This is a genomic window from Microbulbifer sp. THAF38 (genome assembly GCF_009363535.1).
Classification (GTDB): domain Bacteria; phylum Pseudomonadota; class Gammaproteobacteria; order Pseudomonadales; family Cellvibrionaceae; genus Microbulbifer.
Window position 1 is genome coordinate 2,653,839 of the sequence record NZ_CP045369.1, and the last position, 20,435, is coordinate 2,674,273.

The 20,435-nt window shown below is 47.3% G+C and carries 16 protein-coding genes and 1 riboswitch; of the genes, 10 read left to right on the forward strand and 6 right to left on the reverse strand.

Annotated elements, in window-relative coordinates; genetic code table 11:
- Window positions 1–488: 488 nt before the first annotated feature.
- Together FIU95_RS11245 and FIU95_RS11250 are read left to right on the forward strand one after the other, a co-directional pair.
- Entirely contained in the window at window positions 489–2,150 is a 1,662-nt protein-coding gene (locus tag FIU95_RS11245) for a nitrite/sulfite reductase (protein ID WP_152453859.1), read from the forward strand.
- On the forward strand, window positions 2,134–2,682 hold the full coding sequence (locus FIU95_RS11250; protein WP_152453860.1) for a DUF934 domain-containing protein: 549 nt from the start codon (window positions 2,134–2,136) through the stop codon (window positions 2,680–2,682). Before FIU95_RS11245 ends, FIU95_RS11250 begins: the two co-directional genes overlap by 17 nt.
- Before the next feature lie 157 nt (window positions 2,683–2,839).
- On the opposite strand, the gene FIU95_RS11255 is transcribed toward FIU95_RS11250, so the two are convergent.
- The 3 genes from FIU95_RS11255 to FIU95_RS11265 all read right to left on the reverse strand — a co-directional run bounded on the left by FIU95_RS11255 (window position 2,840) and on the right by FIU95_RS11265 (window position 5,018).
- On the reverse strand, window positions 2,840–3,346 hold the full coding sequence (locus FIU95_RS11255) for a hypothetical protein (protein WP_152453861.1): 507 nt from the start codon (window positions 3,344–3,346) through the stop codon (window positions 2,840–2,842).
- 362 nt (window positions 3,347–3,708) lie between these two features.
- The gene (locus FIU95_RS11260; RefSeq protein WP_152453862.1) at window positions 3,709–4,500 is read right to left on the reverse strand and encodes a nucleotidyltransferase domain-containing protein; all 792 of its coding nucleotides are present in this window, start codon (window positions 4,498–4,500) and stop codon (window positions 3,709–3,711) included.
- 50 nt (window positions 4,501–4,550) lie between these two features.
- On the reverse strand, window positions 4,551–5,018 hold the full coding sequence (locus FIU95_RS11265; protein ID WP_152453863.1) for a hypothetical protein: 468 nt from the start codon (window positions 5,016–5,018) through the stop codon (window positions 4,551–4,553).
- A gap of 120 nt (window positions 5,019–5,138) precedes the next feature.
- Window positions 5,139–5,255: riboswitch (TPP riboswitch) on the forward strand.
- Between the two features lie 57 nt (window positions 5,256–5,312).
- On the opposite strand from FIU95_RS11265, the gene FIU95_RS11270 reads away from it, so the two are divergent.
- The 4 genes from FIU95_RS11270 (at window position 5,313) to FIU95_RS11285 (ending at window position 9,476) form a co-directional block, all read left to right on the forward strand.
- The gene (locus FIU95_RS11270; protein ID WP_152453864.1) at window positions 5,313–7,490 is read left to right on the forward strand and encodes a TonB-dependent receptor; all 2,178 of its coding nucleotides are present in this window, start codon (window positions 5,313–5,315) and stop codon (window positions 7,488–7,490) included.
- Between the two features lie 160 nt (window positions 7,491–7,650).
- Window positions 7,651–7,914 (forward strand): hypothetical protein, encoded by a 264-nt coding sequence (locus tag FIU95_RS11275; RefSeq protein ID WP_152453865.1) that lies wholly within the window; start codon window positions 7,651–7,653, stop codon window positions 7,912–7,914.
- On the forward strand, window positions 7,907–8,572 hold the full coding sequence (gene pnuC, locus FIU95_RS11280) for a nicotinamide riboside transporter PnuC (protein ID WP_152453866.1): 666 nt from the start codon (window positions 7,907–7,909) through the stop codon (window positions 8,570–8,572). Before FIU95_RS11275 ends, pnuC begins: the two co-directional genes overlap by 8 nt.
- A gap of 28 nt (window positions 8,573–8,600) precedes the next feature.
- Window positions 8,601–9,476: a choline/ethanolamine kinase family protein gene (locus FIU95_RS11285; RefSeq protein ID WP_152453867.1), complete on the forward strand. Its 876-nt coding sequence runs from the start codon at window positions 8,601–8,603 to the stop codon at window positions 9,474–9,476.
- Window positions 9,477–9,594: 118 nt separating this feature from the next.
- Here FIU95_RS11285 and ltrA read toward each other — a convergent pair whose 3' ends face one another.
- Entirely contained in the window at window positions 9,595–10,866 is a 1,272-nt protein-coding gene (gene ltrA, locus FIU95_RS11290) for a group II intron reverse transcriptase/maturase (RefSeq protein ID WP_152452240.1), read from the reverse strand.
- A 642-nt stretch (window positions 10,867–11,508) separates the two neighbouring features.
- Between ltrA and FIU95_RS11295 the strand changes: the two genes are divergently transcribed.
- Window positions 11,509–11,970, forward strand: a complete 462-nt coding sequence (locus FIU95_RS11295; protein ID WP_152453868.1) for a nuclear transport factor 2 family protein — start codon at window positions 11,509–11,511, stop codon at window positions 11,968–11,970.
- 182 nt (window positions 11,971–12,152) lie between these two features.
- The gene (locus FIU95_RS11300; RefSeq protein ID WP_152453869.1) at window positions 12,153–12,596 is read left to right on the forward strand and encodes a YtoQ family protein; all 444 of its coding nucleotides are present in this window, start codon (window positions 12,153–12,155) and stop codon (window positions 12,594–12,596) included.
- Between the two features lie 93 nt (window positions 12,597–12,689).
- Here the strand turns inward: FIU95_RS11300 and FIU95_RS11305 are convergent, their stop codons facing one another.
- Window positions 12,690–15,338, reverse strand: a complete 2,649-nt coding sequence (locus tag FIU95_RS11305; protein WP_152453870.1) for a putative Ig domain-containing protein — start codon at window positions 15,336–15,338, stop codon at window positions 12,690–12,692.
- A 999-nt stretch (window positions 15,339–16,337) separates the two neighbouring features.
- On the opposite strand from FIU95_RS11305, the gene FIU95_RS11310 reads away from it, so the two are divergent.
- On the forward strand, window positions 16,338–17,000 hold the full coding sequence (locus tag FIU95_RS11310) for a class I SAM-dependent methyltransferase (RefSeq protein WP_152453871.1): 663 nt from the start codon (window positions 16,338–16,340) through the stop codon (window positions 16,998–17,000).
- Between the two features lie 34 nt (window positions 17,001–17,034).
- Here the strand turns inward: FIU95_RS11310 and FIU95_RS11315 are convergent, their stop codons facing one another.
- Window positions 17,035–18,213, reverse strand: coding sequence for a hypothetical protein (locus FIU95_RS11315; RefSeq protein ID WP_152453872.1), 1,179 nt, complete (start codon window positions 18,211–18,213; stop codon window positions 17,035–17,037).
- Window positions 18,214–19,303: 1,090 nt separating this feature from the next.
- Here FIU95_RS11315 and FIU95_RS11320 point away from each other — a divergent pair.
- Window positions 19,304–20,434: a hypothetical protein gene (locus FIU95_RS11320; protein ID WP_152453873.1), complete on the forward strand. Its 1,131-nt coding sequence runs from the start codon at window positions 19,304–19,306 to the stop codon at window positions 20,432–20,434.
- Window position 20,435 lies beyond the last annotated feature (1 nt).

Below are 20,435 nucleotides of genomic sequence, written 5' to 3' on the forward strand. Positions count from 1 at the left end.
ACCACTTGTAATGCGATCCCCAGTGAGGCGCCATCTTAGCTTCCTGGCCAACAAGATCAGATTCACAGAAATCCCAAACCGGCATATGTGAGTGAACTACTCCCCATAGAAACTTATTGTCAACGGCTTCTATAGCAAATGCCCATTAACAAAGACTATCAGGTGGGTATCCCGGCACACTCACCCCCAGCGGTATCCCTGAGTTCAACGCGAGATAGCCTAGCCACCTTCCAGAAAAGTGATGTCTCTATACTCAACAGAGACGGCCGCAATCAAATGTGATCAGTGGAAAGGGAAAGCACTTCCCTGCAGCTCAGCAAGCCAACAACTCAACAGCGAACTGCTTATAACTGTTGGTTACAGACATAGCGAAAAATATTGTTATTTATTGCATAAGCGTGCTGGTATGTTAGGCGCCAGCGGAGAACCATCCGGGGCTTGCCCATTTCTCCACCATCCGCGCACAAAGGCAATGGAATCAAGCTGTTATGTATCGATACGACGACCGGGATCGCGCCATCATTAACGATCGCGTTGCCCAGTTCCGCGGCCAGACGGAACGTTACCTCGCCGGCGAGTTGAGTGAGGAACAATTCCTGCCACTGCGCCTGCAAAATGGCCTCTATATTCAGCGACTGGCCCCCATGTTGCGCATCGCCGTGCCCTACGGCCTGCTCAACAGCAGCCAGCTGCGCCGTCTCGCGCGCGTCAGCCGGGACTACGACAAAGGATACGCGCACTTCACCACGCGTCAGAACCTGCAGTACAACTGGCCCCAACTGGAAGATGTACCCGCTATTCTGGCCGAGCTGGCCGAAGTGGAAATGCACGCAGTTCAAACCAGCGGCAACTGTATCCGCAACACCACCTCTGACCCCTATGCGGGCATCGCTCTCGACGAGATTGCCGATCCCCGCCCCTACTGCGAACTGATTCGCCAGTGGTCCACCTTCCACCCGGAATTCGCCTTCCTGCCGCGCAAGTTCAAGATCGCGGTGAGTGGCTCCGAGCAGGACCGCGCCGCGATTCGTGTACACGATATCGGCGTGCAGATTGTGAAGCGCGGCGAGGAAATTGGATTCCAGGTGCTGGTTGGCGGCGGCCAGGGCCGCACACCGGTTATTGCCGAGACGATCCGCGACTTCCTGCCGGAAGAAGATCTGCTCTCCTACCTGGAAGCGATTGTGCGCGTGTACAACCAGCTGGGCCGCCGCGACAACAAGTACAAGGCGCGTATCAAGATTCTGGTGAAAGCCCTCGGCCCCGAAGAATTTGGTCGCCGTGTGGAAGAGGAATGGCAGCACATTAAAGACGGGGTAGAGAAATTGACCCCAGAAGCTCTGCAGTGGGCCAAATCCTTCTTCACCGCGCCCGACTACAAGACCTTTGATGGCGCCGCCAGTGAAGCTGCCCTACAGCAACAGGCCGATAGCGACAAGGCTTTCGCGCGCTGGTTGGATCGCAACACCTACCCTCACCGGGTACCGGGTTACCGCGCCATCAAGCTCTCCACCAAACCTACCGGTGTGCCCCCCGGTGATGTCACCGACCGACAGCTGGAGGCCATTGCCGATCTCGCCGATGCCTTTAGTTTCGGCGAAGCCCGCGCTACCCACGATCAAAACGTGGTTCTGGCCGATGTGGAGCAAGGCGAGCTTTACGAGCTGTGGCAACAGGCGCGCAAACACGGCTTTGCCACGCCGAATATTGGCACCCTTACCGATATGATCTGCTGTCCCGGTGGCGATTACTGCTCCCTGGCCAATGCTAAGTCGATCCCTGTTGCCGAGGCGATCCAGCGTCGATTCGACGACATGGATTACCTCTACGACCTTGGCGACCTGAACCTGAATATTTCCGGCTGTATGAATGCCTGTGGCCACCACCATGTGGGCCATATCGGCATCCTCGGTGTGGACAAGAAGGGCGAGGAGTTCTACCAGATCCAATTGGGCGGCAGCGCCTCCAACGAAGCCAGCCTGGCCAAGGTACTGGGCCCCAGTTTCTCACGGGCTGAAGTTCCCGAAGTAATCGGCAAGATCCTCGATCTCTACGTCGAACAACGCCAGGCCGAAGAGCCCTTTATCGACACCTACAACCGCATCGGCCTGCAGCCCTTCAAGGAGAGAGTCTATGCCAAAGCCAGTTAAGCTGGGCCCACAGCCGGGCAACCCCACCGAGTTGATTCTCAATGGTGAAGTGGTCACTAATGAGTGGAAGATACTGCCGCAGCTGGAAGAAGGGGAAACGTTTGATATAAACGCTTTGCCCTCCGGCAAAGTGATTCTGCCGTTGCATCAGTGGCAGGCACACCGGGAGGCCCTGACCAAGCGCGGTGCTGAAGTGGGCGTCTGGCTAGACAGTGACGAAGGTGCAGAGCTTATCGGCAGCGAAGCCGCAAATTTACCCTTGATTGCGATTCACTTCCCCGCCTTCGCCGATGGCCGCGGATTTTCTGCCGGTCGTTTGCTTCGCGAACGCTTTGGCTTCAAAGGAGAGCTCCGCGCGGTGGGCGGCTTTATGCGTGACCAGCTCACTTACCTTCAGCGCTGCGGCTTTAATGCCTACGCTTTCGAAGGCGAGCAGCCTCTCACCAGCCTGAAAGAGTCCTTACACGATTTCGGGGATAGCTATCAATCTGGTGTGGACCAACCTCTGCCGATGTTCCGCAGACGCTTCTAAAGCCTACGCCACGTTAAGTGTGCCCTACCTTCATTGACTAGGGCACACTGTTCTCCCCTACCACTCTTCTATGCCAATACCCGACGTCAAAGCCCCACGTCAACCCGCTCTCAAACTAGCACCTTCTCCTCTCAAAGAAACTACTGCCCTCAATTATTTAAACCGCCGCATCCAGAAGCGCCAACCCATTCCCATAAACAACATCGGGCCCCGCCCCCGATACACGAAATGGTATCTGATTCAAATCCCCACCGAGCGTGCTAATAGCAAGCGCCACCCGCTTTAATTCCCGAGCACCTGGCCGGTAGTGGCCACTGTGGTTGTTGACCTCGAGTATTTGATAACCGGCGCCCAGCACAATGGTTCCTGCACCCAAGACCGGCCCACCTGCCATAAATGAGGAATGATGAAAATGACCTAAATTTTTTCTTCCGACATAGAAATTTCGCTGTGAATCCACAACATAAATAATATTGCCCGCCGTATTTTGCATGATACCCAGCTCAAACCTTCTTTGCGGAGGAATAACCAGCGTGTTTCCTGTAAATGTTGCGCGGTGTTTCAGCCTGTCCCGGTCAGAGAGATAACGGACATTGCCATTGCGGCCATGGGTCGCCTGATGGTTGGGATGATGCACTTCCGGCCAATAAGGAGTGGCTACCATTTTTGCCCCTCTTGAGCGGCCTAAAAGCCCTAGCGTTGCCAAAGTGGAACGCAGGTGCCTCCAGCGTCTTCTAGCTCTCTCCCTTTTTTCTTCCTCAGTCATTAGATGCTTCCTTCCATGAAGTGATTAAGATTAATAGGGGCACCCTAGCCCCAAACATCACTCAAAAGAATATTGAAAGCAGCATGAACAGCTAATGAATAATAAGAGTTAAAAAATGCCTCGTAAGGGTTTTTCTATGACTTGGCAAAGTTCTGGATAGAGATAGGCAATGAGCGCTCGACGAAAAGTCCAATATTTTAGACACTTTCACCGAGCACAAACTATGGATCAATATTTAACGTTAGATACGTCACCCAATATTAAATGCCTAACACCCGATGAAAAAGCCTATCAAAATCCGCTATATCCAGCTTAGGTCGCTCCTCAATTGAGTTGGCTACCCCGCGGTCCAAATTTTCTTGAATCCAGTTATCAAGGCGGGCATCCAGAACGACAAGACTGCCTTCGTCCAGCCCTTTCTTCTTCTCAATCAAACTGGATATCAACTGCAGCAACCATTCCTCTTGTGCATTCACCAGCAGCTCTTTGCACATCTGCATAAAATCGACCGGGGGAATAGCCATAAATCTTTTTATATAAAGTGCATTTAGGATAGAACGCATTACATAAAGCAGTTTTTTGACTTGAATTTCTTTGGAACCCTCATCATTTTTTCGAGCAAATTTGGAGTAACAATTAAACCCCATACTTATATAATGGTGCGCCAAGGCTCTTGGCTGCCAGCATTTTTTGGCAAGGCTGCGAAGCTCATCCAAAACCTCTTGCTGACTGAGATAAACTTTTGGAGAGAACAACCATTCAATCAATGTCGGGTTACTTCCCCGCAACAAACCCAATGCTTTGCTGATATCCCAACCGACCAGATCAAGCTCATCACCTAGCGCTTTATCAAAGGGCACCTCCACAACATCTCTTGGGTTTCCAAGAGTCAGATAGTGGTTAAGATCTCGCTTGTAAATAAAACGCACATCCCAGTCACTATCTGGTGACTCAAAGCCCCATGCACGGCTTCCAGATTCACAGGCATACAAAGTTTCTATGCCCTTCTCAGCCTCAAGTGTTTTTAATCTATCCTGTATCACCAATTCCATAGAATGCTATCTACCAATTTGCCACTTTAGAGAAGTAAAACCTAAACTGCTCACTGGAGGCTCCTTCCCTTTACTTTATAGCCACCAACCAAGTATCCCAGCAATGACCCAATAAGAACTGGAATAGAGATCAAACCCATTAACAACCAGCGATCCTGTTTAAAATGCACATCGAAGTGAATCAATGAAACATAAGCTACTGCGCACATCGCGACAACAATGGCAATCAGCACTCCCCAAGTCACAAGATTCGCCGACAGGACCGCACCACAACTTTTACAAATGCACTGTATCGAGTTGAAACCACTACACCAGCCAATCAAAGCTATGGGCTTCTCATTACAACCAGGGCAATTTTTCATTTTTACACCAACCTCTAAATCTAAGCTAAAACCAGCTATAGCCTCGCACCTTCGGCCTGAAATTATATTTAATATTCTTCTATGCAGAAACGTCCCCTCTACATTAGCCAGAGCTTTGGAAGAGAGGGAGTAACCAGGAGGAAAACTGCTTATCACGCCCCTCCAATCCCTATAACACTGCTACCAATCCCCAAAACGTCCCATAGAAACCCAAGCTCGAAGGTTAAGAGTGCCTTCTTCCCATAATGAGTGAAACATCTGCTATCATCGCGCCCGCAAAAACCTAAGGGGTGGCCAAGGCCTGAGATGCTGCGAGATCAAGAAGATCTTTTGCAGCAAACCCTTGAACCTGATCCGGTTAATACCGGCGTAGGAATAGGTAGGCATGCCAAAGCCCTTCCCTCGTCGCGCTCCGGGTCTCTTTCATTAGTGTTGATCCGAGAGAGAACCATGAAGAAACTGTTCACAATCCACCCGATTGCTTTATCCATCGGCCTTATTGCGGGCTCGCCTAGTGGATTGGCTTTAGCTGCAGAGCCCATGGACAGGGGGCTTGAAGAGGTGGTAGTGACGGCTCAACTGCGCGATACCAACCTGCTGGACCTACCAGGCAGCGTCAGTGTAATGGACGCTAGCAGTATTGAGGCGCGAGGTGCTGGCAACTTGGACCAGCTGTTGAATATGGCACCAAATGTCAACTTCTCTACTGGCGCTTCACGGGGACGCTTTATTCAAATTCGCGGTATTGGTGAGCGCAGCCAGTTTATCGACCCAGTAAATCCTTCCGTAGGTTTGGTCATAGATGGGATCGACTTCACTGGTCTTGGCCTGGCTGCCAGCACCCTGGATATCGAACAGGTAGAGATCCTCCGAGGCCCTCAAGGCACCCTGTATGGTGCTAATGCCCTGGCGGGCCTCGTCAACATGCGCAGCGCGGCACCCACTTCAGAAACTACAGGCAAGGTCTCTGCCGAACTGAGTGAATATGGTGGCCGCAGCCTCTCAGCCATTGGCAGCGGCAGCCTGACCGAGCAGCTTGGCTTCCGTATTGCTGCCAGCGAGCGAAAGTCCGATGGCTATATGGAAAACCAGTACCTGGGCCGCGATGACACCAACAATATTGATGAGTCCGTGCTGCGTGGCAAACTGGCTTACTCACCTATTGATGACTTACATCTCGGCCTGACACTCTTCTACCTTGATGCCGATAACGGCTACGATGCCTTCTCTTTATACAATACCCGCGAAACCCTCTCCGACAAGCCCGGTCGGGACCAGCAGGAAAGCTGGGCAGGCGCTTTAACTGGGCAGTGGTCGGGTAACGAAAAATTCACTCTTGAATCCACCCTAAGCCTCGCCAACTCCGATACCGAATACGGATACGATGAGGACTGGAGTTATATAGATTTTCATCCCTGGGGTTACAGTCAAACCGATAATTACAAGCGGGACAAAGACAATACCAGCCTGGATTTACGCCTGCTTTCCACCGAGACCTCCAAACTCTTTGCAGGACACACTAGCTGGGTACTGGGGGTTTATCATCGCCATGAACAAGAAGACCTCTTACAGGTTTCAGGAGCAACTGAAGGCACAACCACTGAATACAGCTTTTTTAGCAGTGAATTTGATACCAAAAACAGCGCAGTTTATGGGCAACTGAGCACCACACTGAGCGACACCCTCAGCCTGATTAGCGGGCTTCGCCTGGAAAGGCGTAGTGCGGATTATTCTGATTCCTATACCACCAAGGCAGATAGCAGTGAGGACTTGTGGGGTGGAAATATAACTTTAGAATATCATTATTCCGAAGGCACTTTACTGTACGCCACTGTTTCACGTGGCTATAAGGCAGGGGGGGTGAACGGGGCGATCATCGCAGAGTTTGCGGATAATGTAGAAGCTTACCGTGAGATGTTCGAGTTCGATACAGAGCATTTGCTTAACTACGAACTTGGAGCCAAAGGCAATTGGCTAGATAACCGCCTACAGGCCCAGCTAGCGGCCTTCTACCAGGACCGCAACGACGTCCAAGCCAAACAATCACTTTTCAACCCTGAGAGTAAAAAGTTTAGAGAGTATCTGGGCAACGCAGCAGGTGGTAAAACTTTCGGCTTTGAGGCAGAAATAAATTTCCAGGCTACGGAAACTGTACGCCTCTTCGCTTCTGCAGGCTGGCTGAACGCCGAGTTTGAAAACTTTATTAGTAGCACCCACGTAGATACGAAGAAGGACAAAGAAACCGGTATAGTGCTACCGGTAAATCTGGATGGCCGTGATGTAGCTCATGCACCAAGCTATCAATTCTTCACTGGCACCGAGATTGATCTCAGTGCCCACTGGGTACTGCGTCTGGAATTGGAGGGCAAAGATGAGTTTTACTTCTCCAATAGTCACAATGAGAAATCCACTGCCTACGAATTGCTCAACGCCCGCCTCACTTATCGGGCTGACAACTGGGAAGTCTCGCTGTGGGGCAGAAACCTGACCGACGAGGACTACTACACCAGGGGTTTCTATTTCAGCAATGAGTATGGTAACAATCCAGCCAATTTCTATGCTCCTGAACCTTACTATCAGCAGGGTGAGCCTCGTATTGCTGGGGTAACCGGTACTTATACTTTCTAACAGGGCACCTTGTAATTTAGCGAATATCCAATGGTTAATGCCCGTGAAACACTGTTTCAGATACATAACCTATCTGACTTTTCATGGGCTCAATCTGGTTGGATAGCTAAGGAGTCAAGGATGGTTACCTCCTGAATCTCGGCGAATAATGGGAAAAACTATGCAGCTCTCAGCAGAAATCAGCATGTACCCACTAAAAGATGAATACATCCCCAGTATTCAAGCTTTTATTGAGCGCCTGAATAGTCATTCAGACCTAAGAGTGATCACCAATACCATGAGCACTCAGATATTTGGTGAGTATGATTTACTAATGGATATCCTAAAAATAGAAATGCGTAAATCCTACGAGCAGTTTGGACGCGCCATTTTTGTTTGTAAATTTATCGATGGCGACCTAGCCCCGGCAGAACCCCATGCTTGACCCCGAGTTTCTTGAAATTATTCGCACCTCAATTGCGGCCATGTCCCTGTGGGAAGTTGCAGCAGTTATTCTGGCCCTCGCCTACCTGCTACTGGCGATGCGCGAGAAAATCAGCTGCTGGTATGCCGCATTCGCCAGTACCACAATCTATTTGGTTTTATTCTGGGATGTCAGCCTGCTGATGGAGTCCGCACTTCAGATTTTCTATCTAGTCATGGCTGTTTATGGCTGGTGGCAATGGCGCCACCACAGGGACAAAAACAAAGATCTGAAGATTCACCGGTGGGAACTACAAACCCACTTAATGGTGTTCAGTGGTGTTGGTATACTAACCGTATTATTCGGTTATCTGCTAGATAACTTTACCAGCGCCGCGCTACCCTATCTCGATTCCTTCACCACCCTGGGAGCCGTGGTGACCACCTATATGGTGACACGTAAGGTCTTGGAAAACTGGATCTACTGGATTGTGGTGGATGGAGCCTCCATCTATCTCTACCTGGATAGAGGGCTCTACCTCACCGCGCTGTTGTTTTTGCTCTACGTGGTGTTGGTTGTTATTGGTTTTTTCCAATGGAAATCCATCTATAACAGGCAGAATCAAGCTGAGCAAACCCGGTTTACCCCTGCAAAAAGCGGCCAAGTTTCCAGCGCTTAACAGCGATGCAATCTAGCCCCCAGTGCCTATGAGCGATACTCAGAATGACATTATTCCCTGCGACTGGCATCAGTGGAGCCAGTCCAGGCCAATTTTTATACGGGCTTTGGCAGGCGGGCAAACCAATAGAACCTATCTAGTCTCATCAGGGGAAAAGCTTCTAGTTGTACGCCATAACTCTCCTCTCAGCCAGGCGATGGACCTGAACCGGGCAGCTGAAGCCCAAGTCCTCAGCAGAGCCAGTCATGCCGGGCTCTGTGCGCCTCTTGTTTACAGTGATCCTCAATACCAATATTTGGTAACAGAATTTATTCAGGGCCAGCCCTGGTACAAAGAGACCGCCGGTGCCTTGGAACGACTTGCCAAACTGCTCCGTAATATTCACGCTCTCCCGGCAATAGACAGTCAACTCGATATTGAACTGAAGATTGACCACTACTGGTCATCAATTGATACTCAAGCCGATTTCTATCAACTTCTGGAACAGTTAAGCGATGAAGTATCAACCAGTATTAACGCAACAAAGGCTATTCATGATAACCCCTGCCTTTGCCACAACGACCTGACCAAAGAAAACCTAATTGCAAGCAGTAGCGGGCAGCTTATCGCGATCGACTGGGAATATGCCTCCATGGGGGATCGGTTTTATGACCTTGCCGCACTGGTCGAAGAACACCATCTATTAACAGCACAGCAGCAACAATTACTGGCTACTTATCTTCAAAGAACACCAGACAGTAATGACTGGTGGCGGCTGCACCACTGGCGGTTAATTTACAAGTACCTATGTGTACTTTGGTATGCTCTGCAATGGAGCGCCAAAAAAGACTCCTGTGATTCAAGCGCCATTATCACTCAGTGCCAAGCTTTATTAACATTAGCTGCGTCCACTCCCGATCGCTAATTAAGAAATACCCTTTACAAACCAACATTGACTGGTTATTGCCCTAATCGGGTAGCCGGTAGTTTCTAGCTACCGGCCCCCACACCACCCATCGTGCGGGTCCGCAATGGGCGGTTCCCTATCCGTAATGAATCTCTACCCAACGATCTCGCAATGAAATCAACCCCATCTCTTCGAAGAACTCATTATTGAGCGCAATATGAATACCCTCAGTTTTTGCGCTTCGCCAGTAACTTTTACCGGTCGAGCCGCAGGTAACTGCCAGCGATTCACTCACACCCATACGCAGTAAATTTCGAACTTTCGTTCTCACTCTGCGCCAATTCTTCCAATAGCTCATTCTTAATCGCCGCCGTATCCAGCAGTCTAGATCAATACATTTTTGATAGCCTTGCGCTATTCCAAAATAGTTGATCCAGCCACGGAGGTATACGGTAAGTTCCTTCAGTTTCTTTTCCATCGAAATGCCACGGGACCGTCCTGTAATCTGACGGACGTGGTATTTAAATTGGCGCAGTGACTTATCATGCCAGACAAGCTTTGCTCCACGAAAAGAAAAACCCAGAAACTTACAACGACTAACGGGGGCTACTTGGCTTTTAGCATCGTTAACTTTGAGTTTAAGCTTGCGCTCAACAAAGCGTTTAATGCTCGCCATAAGCCGTTCGCCGGCACGTTTAGAGGAAACGACAATCACAAAATCATCCGCATAGCGGACAAAATCGTGCTGGCGTTTTTCCAGCTCTTTGTCGAGCAGGTCGAGTACAATATTGGAGAGCAGCGGCGATAAAGGGCCCCCTTGTGGCACCCCCTCATGACAGGCTTTCCAGCATCCATCTTCTACACTTCCTACACGCAAGTAACTTGCGATCAACTTGAGTAAACGCTTATCGCTGATTCTTTGGCCAAGTAAACTCATGAGGAAGTCATGGTTGACCCGGTCGAAGAACTTAGATAAATCGACATCTACGGCTATCCGCTTCCCGCCTTCGATATACTTCTGTAGCTTTTTCACCGCATGATGCTGTGATCGCTTTGGGCGGAACCCATAGCTGAACTCCGAAAAGGTTTTATCGAAACTGGGACCGATGATTTGGGCGATAGCCTGCTGTATAACACGATCAAAGATCGTAGGTATCCCGAGACCACGCTGGCCGCCATCTGGCTTGCGAATGTAGACGCGCCTGACGGGAAGCGGCTGGTAATGACCCTGTCGAATAGTCTCGATGAGGTCGTCGCCAACTGCCTTGAAGTGCTGCATAAAATTATCGACAGTAATCTCGTCAATGCCTGCGGCACCTTTGTTGCTTCGCACGTGTTTCCATGCAGCATTAAGATTTTCTTTGCTGAGGATGGTTTCAAGCAGATTTTCATTTGAGTTGAGTGTCATGGCAGTGCGCTACGTCAATTTTATATCCGGCTGGCAACATATCGGCAGGCTAGCCCTGTCTTTTAACTCGTGGATTTTGGGTTCAGGCCTTCACCGTATCCAAGGTATTAATCTTGGTATTAGGCTACTATGCCGTCGGCTGACTTCTGTTCAATCACCTTGGCCATTACTGGCCGAGGCGCCGCTGTGTTCCACCAATTTTGTTTACCCCCGCGATGGTGGCTAACGGGCTGGGCCTACTTATGAGTCAGCGGCCACGCTGACAGCTTTACAGCAGCAGGTTGAACAGATCTCCCCAGATAAGAACGTGAACTTTCACTACACAACTGCATCATTTACTCTACCCGTTAGACCACATGGCTTTGGTATCCTTGGCTACCTCGCCTCCAGGCTAAGCCTTATATGATGTTTCTGTCCGTCAGCTCGTAGTTTTGCTAGCGGCTTCCTCCCCACAAGACCTCGCGGTATTGCAGTTGCCATTCGCTAGTAGTTAGCATTTAATGGGAACCATTAAATGGTGATCCTCCTACAGGGGACTTTCACCCCATTAGTTCACGCCCATGCTGGGCGTACCAAATATATAATCGTTGCAATCCTGCACGGATTACCATCAACACCAACGAGTATAGGGAGATACCTGTTATGGCCAGAACGTTCTTTATCTTATTACTACTATTTGCGACAGCCAGTAGCCATGCCGAGAAGAGACCGGAAGCATTCAACACTATCGACAAGCTTTTCGCCGCTATGTCGAAGTTTGATCATCAGGTAATGAGAAGTACAGTTACCGATTCCTTTATTCTATTGGAGCACGGCGAAGTCTGGACCATAGAGGATCTGGTTAAAGTGGTTAAGCCTTCTAGCTATACCAGAACGAATTACTTCAGCATCATCAACTACGAGCAGCAAGGTGATTTACTCACTGTGAATTACTGGAACAAAGCCAACTTTACCCAGAAAAACAACAGCGAGGAGGTTATCTGGCTTGAGAGTGCAGTACTGGCGAAGGTAGATGGGAACTGGTTGCTCACCCAAATGCATTCCACTCGGCTGCCAGCGGGTAAAACTCCCGATAAGGTTACTTTTATCCAGCAAAAGCTCTAAGACAAAGCAAAAGCCAGTTCGAGTGGGCAGGCCTTACGGGCAGACATAAAGGCCTGCCCATTATCCATTGTAAGGATCACCGCCAGTACCACCACAACGTCTTCCCCTCCCCCCCATGGCATCATGTAAAATACGCAGCAACTATACGATGCAAAGTATTAATTACCCTAGGAGGCGGCTTTATGAAGCTAAGAGTGTACCTTTCCGGTGAAATTCATTCTGACTGGAGAACCCAAATCATCGAGGGTTGCAAGAAGCAAGGATTGGACATCACCTTCTCATCCGCAGTTACCGATCACGATGCCAGTGACGCTGCCGGAGATGGTCTTGGCCAGGAGTCCAACTCCTTCTGGCGGGATCATAAGTCGGCCAAAGTCAATGCCATTCGCATCAAACACTCGATTGAGAGCTGTGACCTGGCCATTATTCGCTTTGGTGAGAAGTACAAGCAATGGAACGCTGCATTTGATGCAGGCTACTGCGCGGCCCTGGGAAAACCATATATTACCCTGCATGATGAATCCCTGGTACACGCCTTAAAAGAGGTCGATGGTTCAGCGCAGGCCTGGGCCCGGAACCCTGCACAGATAGTCGATATCCTGCAATACCTCACTACCCAAGCCTAGACTCCAGTATTGCCACCGCCAGCCAATGACGGCGGTGGCTCGTTTATTATCAGTAGCCTATCCTATTTGTACCGATATTTAATGGAAAAATCCTTAATGGAAAAGAATATACCCGGCTCTTTCCGCAGAACCGTGTTTTCTTCCGGTTCCACTTTCATCCACTTTTAATGAAAGCGAACCCGTTGGGCTCCCAGGGCCTCCATTCAACACTAGCCAACCACCATCACGACCATCAACGCCCATAATTGAGGCAATGGCATGGCTACCCACTGCCGTGGGATACAAAGACTCTCCGCTATTACGCATGCCTTCTATGAGATCCGGCCCTACCGCTGCGGTGAACTGCACACCGGAAACCACATAGGTACCTGCTTCAACGACAATCATGCCAAGCTGCTCATTTAAACGGCTTCCGGAATTGATACTGATCCCCTTCCCCGCAACAAATGCCGTTTCAACCGGCAATCCCAGATCTTTTATGCCTGACTCACTGGCGCTCCAGAAATGAGAAAAATTGCTATCGTTATAGGTCATAACCTGCCCTATAACCACCGGTTCTACATAATCCTCCGCATTAAGCATTTGCCGATCCTCGGCTTCCCAGTTCCCCTTTTGCCCTGTAAGGCTGGAAGTCACTCGCTGTGCTTCCATTTTAACGCCATGCGCCTGCTCTGTATAAACCCCTTGCTCCACCACAATATAAGTTAAAGACACCGATACCGTACTGCCATTACCCATGACATCCTGAGCCATTACCTGAAACGTATTACCTTGTGCATTACGTATTCGTGGTACCGTCGCCACATGGGCAGAGGTATAAACTGGTGTTGCGACTACGACCATATTGTCATAGTGGTTTTCAAGCGTAACCGTTTGCCAGTTGCTGGTGACATTCGTTAAAACGCCATGCTCCATTTTTAAGCCGCACTGGGCTCCCTCAACCACCATCGAAAATACTTTGGAGTTATTCGTGGCAATGCCATCCGATATTTCAAAATGTATGCCGTTAGTGGCCCCCAAGTCCGAACAAGTGGGCGTACCAGAAATTTCTCCCGTTCTGCTATCAATCACCAACCATTCTGGCGCATTAACAATTGAAAAGACCATATTGACCGTATCCTGCTCGTCCCCGTCATGCCAGGAAGGAAAGAAGGAGAATGAATCGCCCACCTGTACTGTATGATCTTTTATGGAGGCATCTATAAAAACTGGAGCTTGATTGGCAACTAAAGCATCTTCAACATCCACATACCAAATGCCCGAACCAACAAGCCCTCCTCTCTCTCCCCGATGAGAGGCCATTAATAAATCCCCATTGTTATCAGAAAATATAGCAAGTATTCCATTTAAAAACTTGGTGCTTTGGGGTTGATGTGGGCCTGAGGAAATTAATTGATCCAATGCCCAGGTACCACCTGTTTGATTTAAAAGAAATACCGCATTTTGTTCACTCCAGCTCCCCATAACTACACTCTGAAAATAGCTTCCAGCCGCCGTCACAAAATCAATTCCACTGGGAGGTATCTTTTCTCCATTATATTCGAGCATCAAAACAGGCCTCCCCTGTTGAGAGGGATCTGGCTCTATCAGTCCCAACGATTGAGCCACAATCACATTCGGCTCCGCACTTTGTTCATCACGCCAGTCACCCACGGTACTATTCCGCTTAGGGCAACCATAATCGGTTCCCCGTATCAGCTGATAAAATTGATCCCTTGGGGTCCCATCCTCGGCAGTAGGGTTAGGACAGCGAAAATTGATTGAAGAAGCATCATTTACTGCATGCATTGTGGTATACAAGCTTCCTTGAGAATCTGCAGCCAATCCAAATGGATTGCGTAATCCCTGGGCGTAGCTACGTATCTTCCCGGTATCCTCGCTGGTAAACACCTGAATATCACGGTCATGCTCCTGACGCAGTGCCGATAGATATTCAGCATGACTACCAAAACTGTCAGGGGCCAAATCACCTCCAATATCGAACCAAGCAATATTTGAACTTGCGGTATCTTCCAGCTTCAGTAGATTTTCAATAAATAAAACGGCTGCCGTATAAGCATGCTCATTGGTTTGCGTATCACCTCTTGACCCCAGAGAAATAAAGAGAGAGTTACCACTGACATGCAAGTGTTGGATTTGGTGATGGGCGACACTTAAGGATTCGGCAATTACCTGGCGCACCTCATCGACCGCATTCCCCTCGGCCTGGGTTTCTCCCCAGATACGATCCCCATCATCATCACTGAGCCGGATAATATTCTGAAAGAAGTCACTACCACCACTATTGTGTAAGACCACGGTAGGGGCTAGGTACATAAAGACCTTTCCAGGAAGGCCCGTTTGTGAATTGATCGCATTGGGGTCATAGTGGAACGCCATACCAATCGCACCATGGCAACTATCTCCTGGAGACCGGCCTGGATTGCCCTCATTACACTTCCCGTTAAGGGGATTTCGGGTGCTCTCAAACACAGATCCAGATACGGCAGTCAAGAAATCATCCTCAAACCCTCCTTCCACTTTGTCTGCTACCTGGTAACGATAGGCAATAACCCCATGAGTTAATGTGGCGACGTAAACATACTCCGTATCTCCAGGCGCCATGGAAATTTGTGTATAGCTCGGCTGACTAAAAGACTCATCGGAAGTTGGGTATTCAATCAAAGTAAAGGTCTGCTCACCAAATACAGACTGCTTATCTTCATCTATAACAAAATACCTTGCATACAGCGGAGGACTCAAAAAAGAAAAAGTAGCCACTAGGACAAGACAAATACATCCAACATAAGATCTAAGTAAAATCATCTTTTCCTCAACAATTCATAAAATTTGAAAATTACAGTTAAACGCACTAGCAAACTGACAGCTAGGTACTGAGCATTAACCAGTAATGCAGATAAAAACCAGCCCTAGATATGAAAGTAAAAAAAGTGGAACTCAAATCTAAGAGGTAAAGAGATAAGCAATTTTTGCTGGACCGTTGCAAATAGGAACTAAATCCATCGAAAATCAACAGCCATCCGCCAGACTACATGCAGGCAATTACTGAATAGTAACTTTTTAGGTTTATAAACCTCACGCTTATCGATACTTACCGTTCAAACACCATCTTTTTAACTTTGGCAGAAATATTCACTGGGTCGGCGACCCCTAGAAGGTGGAAGCGTCTACAATGCATTCCTCTGGTACACGCTATGCCAATAGGCTTATCTTTCTTGATCTCATGATTCTATTTATGCTCACCCCGGATCAGAAGATTATCGCTATCTAGAGCAATATCACTTGGATCGAATCCAGGCACAGTTGCCTTTACAAGTAGGCGAGCATATTCTTCAACCACATCAATCGATGGCGCTCGCTCACGGGGCGCTACCCCCTCTTCTTCAAAAAAGGGCGGCTAGCGTACTGATCTCTTCATATATTGCATTCTCGAATTGGAGTTAACTAATCTATCAAGGGTTGGTACAGACGCAAGCTAGTATAGCCATGAGGATGTAAACCGAACAAAAATGGCGCTGAATTCAGGCTATAGATACTGTCATTAAAGAATACAAAGGCATAACGTTGATGAGTAAACTCAAAGAACCTACTCAGGAGAAGTCGAGATAACTTTAACGCCACTCTGACCCTACCTGATAGAAACGTTAAGGTTTAAAGATAAAAATTAGGCCAGAGTGAACACTGACCCAATTAATGATGAGCCCATCACAAATTATCTAATTAAATATCTTGGAGGGCATCGTGACAATTAGCAAAGAGGTCTGGCAAGGCCAAGCCGTATATTCCAAGACACATTTATGGCTCTATGATTTTTGGGTGCTTTATTTGTCAAATCGTTATATCTGGCACTGTCCAACCCCAATAATTCTTAAGCAATTCGATCAATGCGCCAGTGCAAACCATTTGGATGTGGGTGTTGGTACCGGCTACTTTATGGATAAATGTCGCTTCCCATCTTCTCAGGTTAGGCTGGGACTTATGGATTTGAACCAGAACTGTTTAGATGTTTCCGCCAAACGAGTGGAAAGATATAAGCCTATAAAGTTTCGCACAAATGTTCTCGATGAAATGCCTAGCAAAGTAGAGCCTTTTGACTCCATTTCTCTCAACTACTTGTTCCACTGCTTGCCGGGCAGACTTTCAGAAAAGCTTATAGCGATCGACCACCTTAATACACTACTTTCAGATCACGGCATCGTCTTCGGCTCTACACTATTACATGAGGGGGTACACAAAAGTGCTATCGCCAAAAAATTGATGGCCTTTTACAATAAGAAGGGAATATTCTCTAACACCCAAGACTGCAAGGAAGATTTAGAAGAATTTTTACAAAGTAGGTTTTCTGAACACTCTATTAGAATTCAGGGCTGTGTTGCACTTTTTATGGCAAAGAATAAAAAGTAATCACAGCCCTAATTATTGGCGATTAACTATTATATTATTTTTTAGAGCCTCGCTGCCATACACCTTCCTTGTTTTGGTCATGGTAAGCCAACCAAACCACAGAAACTCCGGCTGCTCTCTTGGCTTTCATAAGGCGTGCATTGTCATAACCATTGTAGGGAACATCAAAAACAGATCCTGGATACTCATAAGTACAGGCTGCCTCTCCTTGGGACCAGTCCGCCTCAGTGAAAGTAACTTTCCAATCGTTTCCATCACGACACGCAAAATGATAACTATTTAGGCAAGGGACATCATTAAAACGGCCATTAGCCTTAGAAACAGCACAATTCTCATTGCCACGCCAGTTATTAGGCTCTGTGCTCTCCCAAGACCAGAGCAAATCGTCAGGCTCAAGGTGCCCCGCACTACCATCTCCATTGAACCAGAACATCTCAAAAATGTTAAGGGCACAGGAGAGGTAGCCACTCACATTGGATTCGGTAATTTCTTTGTCTTGCGGCCCTTTACCACCGCTACCAATACCATAGAGGGTGCTTGGATCATGCAGCCGGGTCATTTGCTTCCTAACATCAGATGTTATCAGCTCACAGGCGTTAGAATCAGACGGCTTGCTAAATTTATCCTTATAGAAATTCCTATATTGCAGGCCCAAATGAACCACAGATCTAAACCTTCCAGACTGCGGGCATACGGAGTCCGTATTAATAGCAATTACATTCTTTCCGGCATCCAACACATCCTGCTTACTTATAGAATCCACCGGCAAACCCACACAGCTATTCGAGCCCCCACCTGAGCGATTAGCTTCATAAAGATAGTTGCCCAACTCACCACGTAACTGGTCTGCTATCTGGCCATAATGATCGGAGTTAATTTCAAGCTTTAGCATTATCACTGACTGAAGATTCCCCTCCTCCAACCACCGAACAATGCTTTCCAACCCCCTGCGAAATTTCTTTTCACCACCAGCACAGATACCATGACATAACCGTAATTGATTTTCCCCAAGGAATGTTCCGTAATCACCGACATCTAAGGTAAGCTCTCGCACACCGGAGTTTAGCTGGTCATAGATCGATATATCCTGATTGGGATCAGCCCAATAAGCACTATCCCACTCACGCGCATTGTAGGAGTTGTGGGTACCCACCCATTGGGAATGATTGAAAGGGACATCTTTATCCAACTGTTCTTGCAGGGATAATTGCATAACACCCTGAGTGGTAGTCGATTTAACAACTGAGGCCAGAAGCAGGCCTGTTATGAAAATCACTAACCGCCCAAAAGATGACACTTGGGCCATTTGGTTTTTTCTTATCATAATAGACCTGTGTCACTATCGTGACATTATTGTTAATATTTATTTTTATTTTGCCCTATAAAAGACCGCGGCCCCCAAGTCAGAGCTATTAGATATTAACCAAACCGACAATCAATTCATAGAGCCAAATCAAACCTGACTGACCGGTTATGAACACCAAAAATAAAATCCCATAATTAATACCAAAAGAAAACAAACCTCCAATAGAATCTTCTCAATTAGACCATATGAGCGATACTTAAATGATAACAGTGGCAACTCCTGCAAGCCGAATAACTGATCTGCACGTAAATCCATATTTTGAATCGCACCGGCAAGCAGAAGAAAACTACCCTGCCCTTAACGGGCCAAACTAATTTATTATTTTATTAGAATCTCAAACTAACAAGCCAAACAAAAACAGAATCTACATCTCAACAGAAAAACAAACTTAAACCTCGGATTTGCAAACCAGCCAAAAAAATCAGGTCAACAACTTCACCGATGAGCACCATCTTAATATACACCCTCATATTTTCCATAAAACCAGCTATGGGAAAGAAATAGAACTTAGATGAAGTAGCAAGCAACTGTTTACAGTAGATTCTCTACACAAAAAAATAATAGCAAACCATTTTCAAAACAATAAACACGTACCGAAAAATTACAAAAACAAATTACCAAGAAGGCGAGAAATTAAGAGTTTAAAAAATAAGCACAAGCCAGTAAAGACACAGACACCCTCCTCACAAATAACTATGTCAAGGTTATTCTCAACAATAAAAATTACAGCCACTTACACCTAAATAAGGCATTCAACTTGCCACCCTTAATCCAAATATTACATGCGTACCAGATTTTCCCTGTGTGAAGCAAATCACACAAAAACACTCTTGGGCGACAGTAAAAGCTGGCGGATATAAGATCTTTCTATGATATGATCACGTAATAGATTTAGTGCCTAAGCACTAAGGTGAACAATTATCAGGGATGAGAATATATGGCTAACCCTCACAATACGGATTACACAAGTTTTATCTTTTTCCACGAAAAAACTAAAGGTCAAAATGGAAAGCCTGTCTTTATCGATCCAAAGCTGCTTCCCCGGTTTATTGATTTAATCGACCTCAATTCGGAGGCAGGCATAAAAACGGCAAATCAAATGAATCTGCTCAAGGGTCCCGCTGCTGGGATTACCTCTGACAGCAACCAAAGTAATGGCTTTGAACATCGCGAATATATAGGAGGTGTACAGGTTACCTATATCGTATATCAAGAGGGCAATAGTCATAATAGAGGTCCTGGTGTTTATATCACTGAGCTCAAGCGAGCCAATGGAGAATCGGGTAGAGAATCTCTACCGGCAGGTTTTTATCTATCAAATTTTAAGAATAATGAATGGAGGCTAAGCTCGATTAAAGATGACAATATTCCTACAGTAATTGGGGCAATTGGCGCTTTCTTTGATGGTACTAAATATGATGCATTGTCTACCGCGAATGTATATGGTGACTACTTAAAGACCACAGGAAATGCGAAACCAAGTCAACTCAACAACAGTTTCTTTCTCCACTATGCCCCTAGCTATCTCATCGATGAATTCGGGGTATGGAAAACAGGAGTTCAGAAACTTTCTGGACCAGACGCCGGACCTCAAGAGCTTGCCCGTTTGCTATATAAATCGCTACCCTGGGATGAGAGAGATGAAACCTTAAAGCATCATTGGTATGTTTTCGGAGAAGGTGCCAAGATGCTACACCGCACCTTGAAGGAGTTTAAACAGTTAGCTGGGGGGAAAAAGCTACTACAGCACTGTTTTTATTTTGTCAACCCACGAGAAAACCTTGGGCTTTTGATGCGGGATGTTGAAGCTGTAGGTGCACAAACGCAAAAGACCAGTTATAGGCATAGCCTAGATGATATAGCCAGTAAAGTGCATCAAGTGAAGGATGGTAATAGCGCTGTAATTGGTCTACAGAAAATGGACGCCTCCTGGACTAAGTTTGACAAAATGATACAGGGGGGCAGCAATTATTATCAAAACAAATATATTAATAGCATTGACAATAATCGTACTTTTGCAGATGCGGCTATAAAATTTGCAAAAAACTTCAAAGATGGATGGGGTTAAG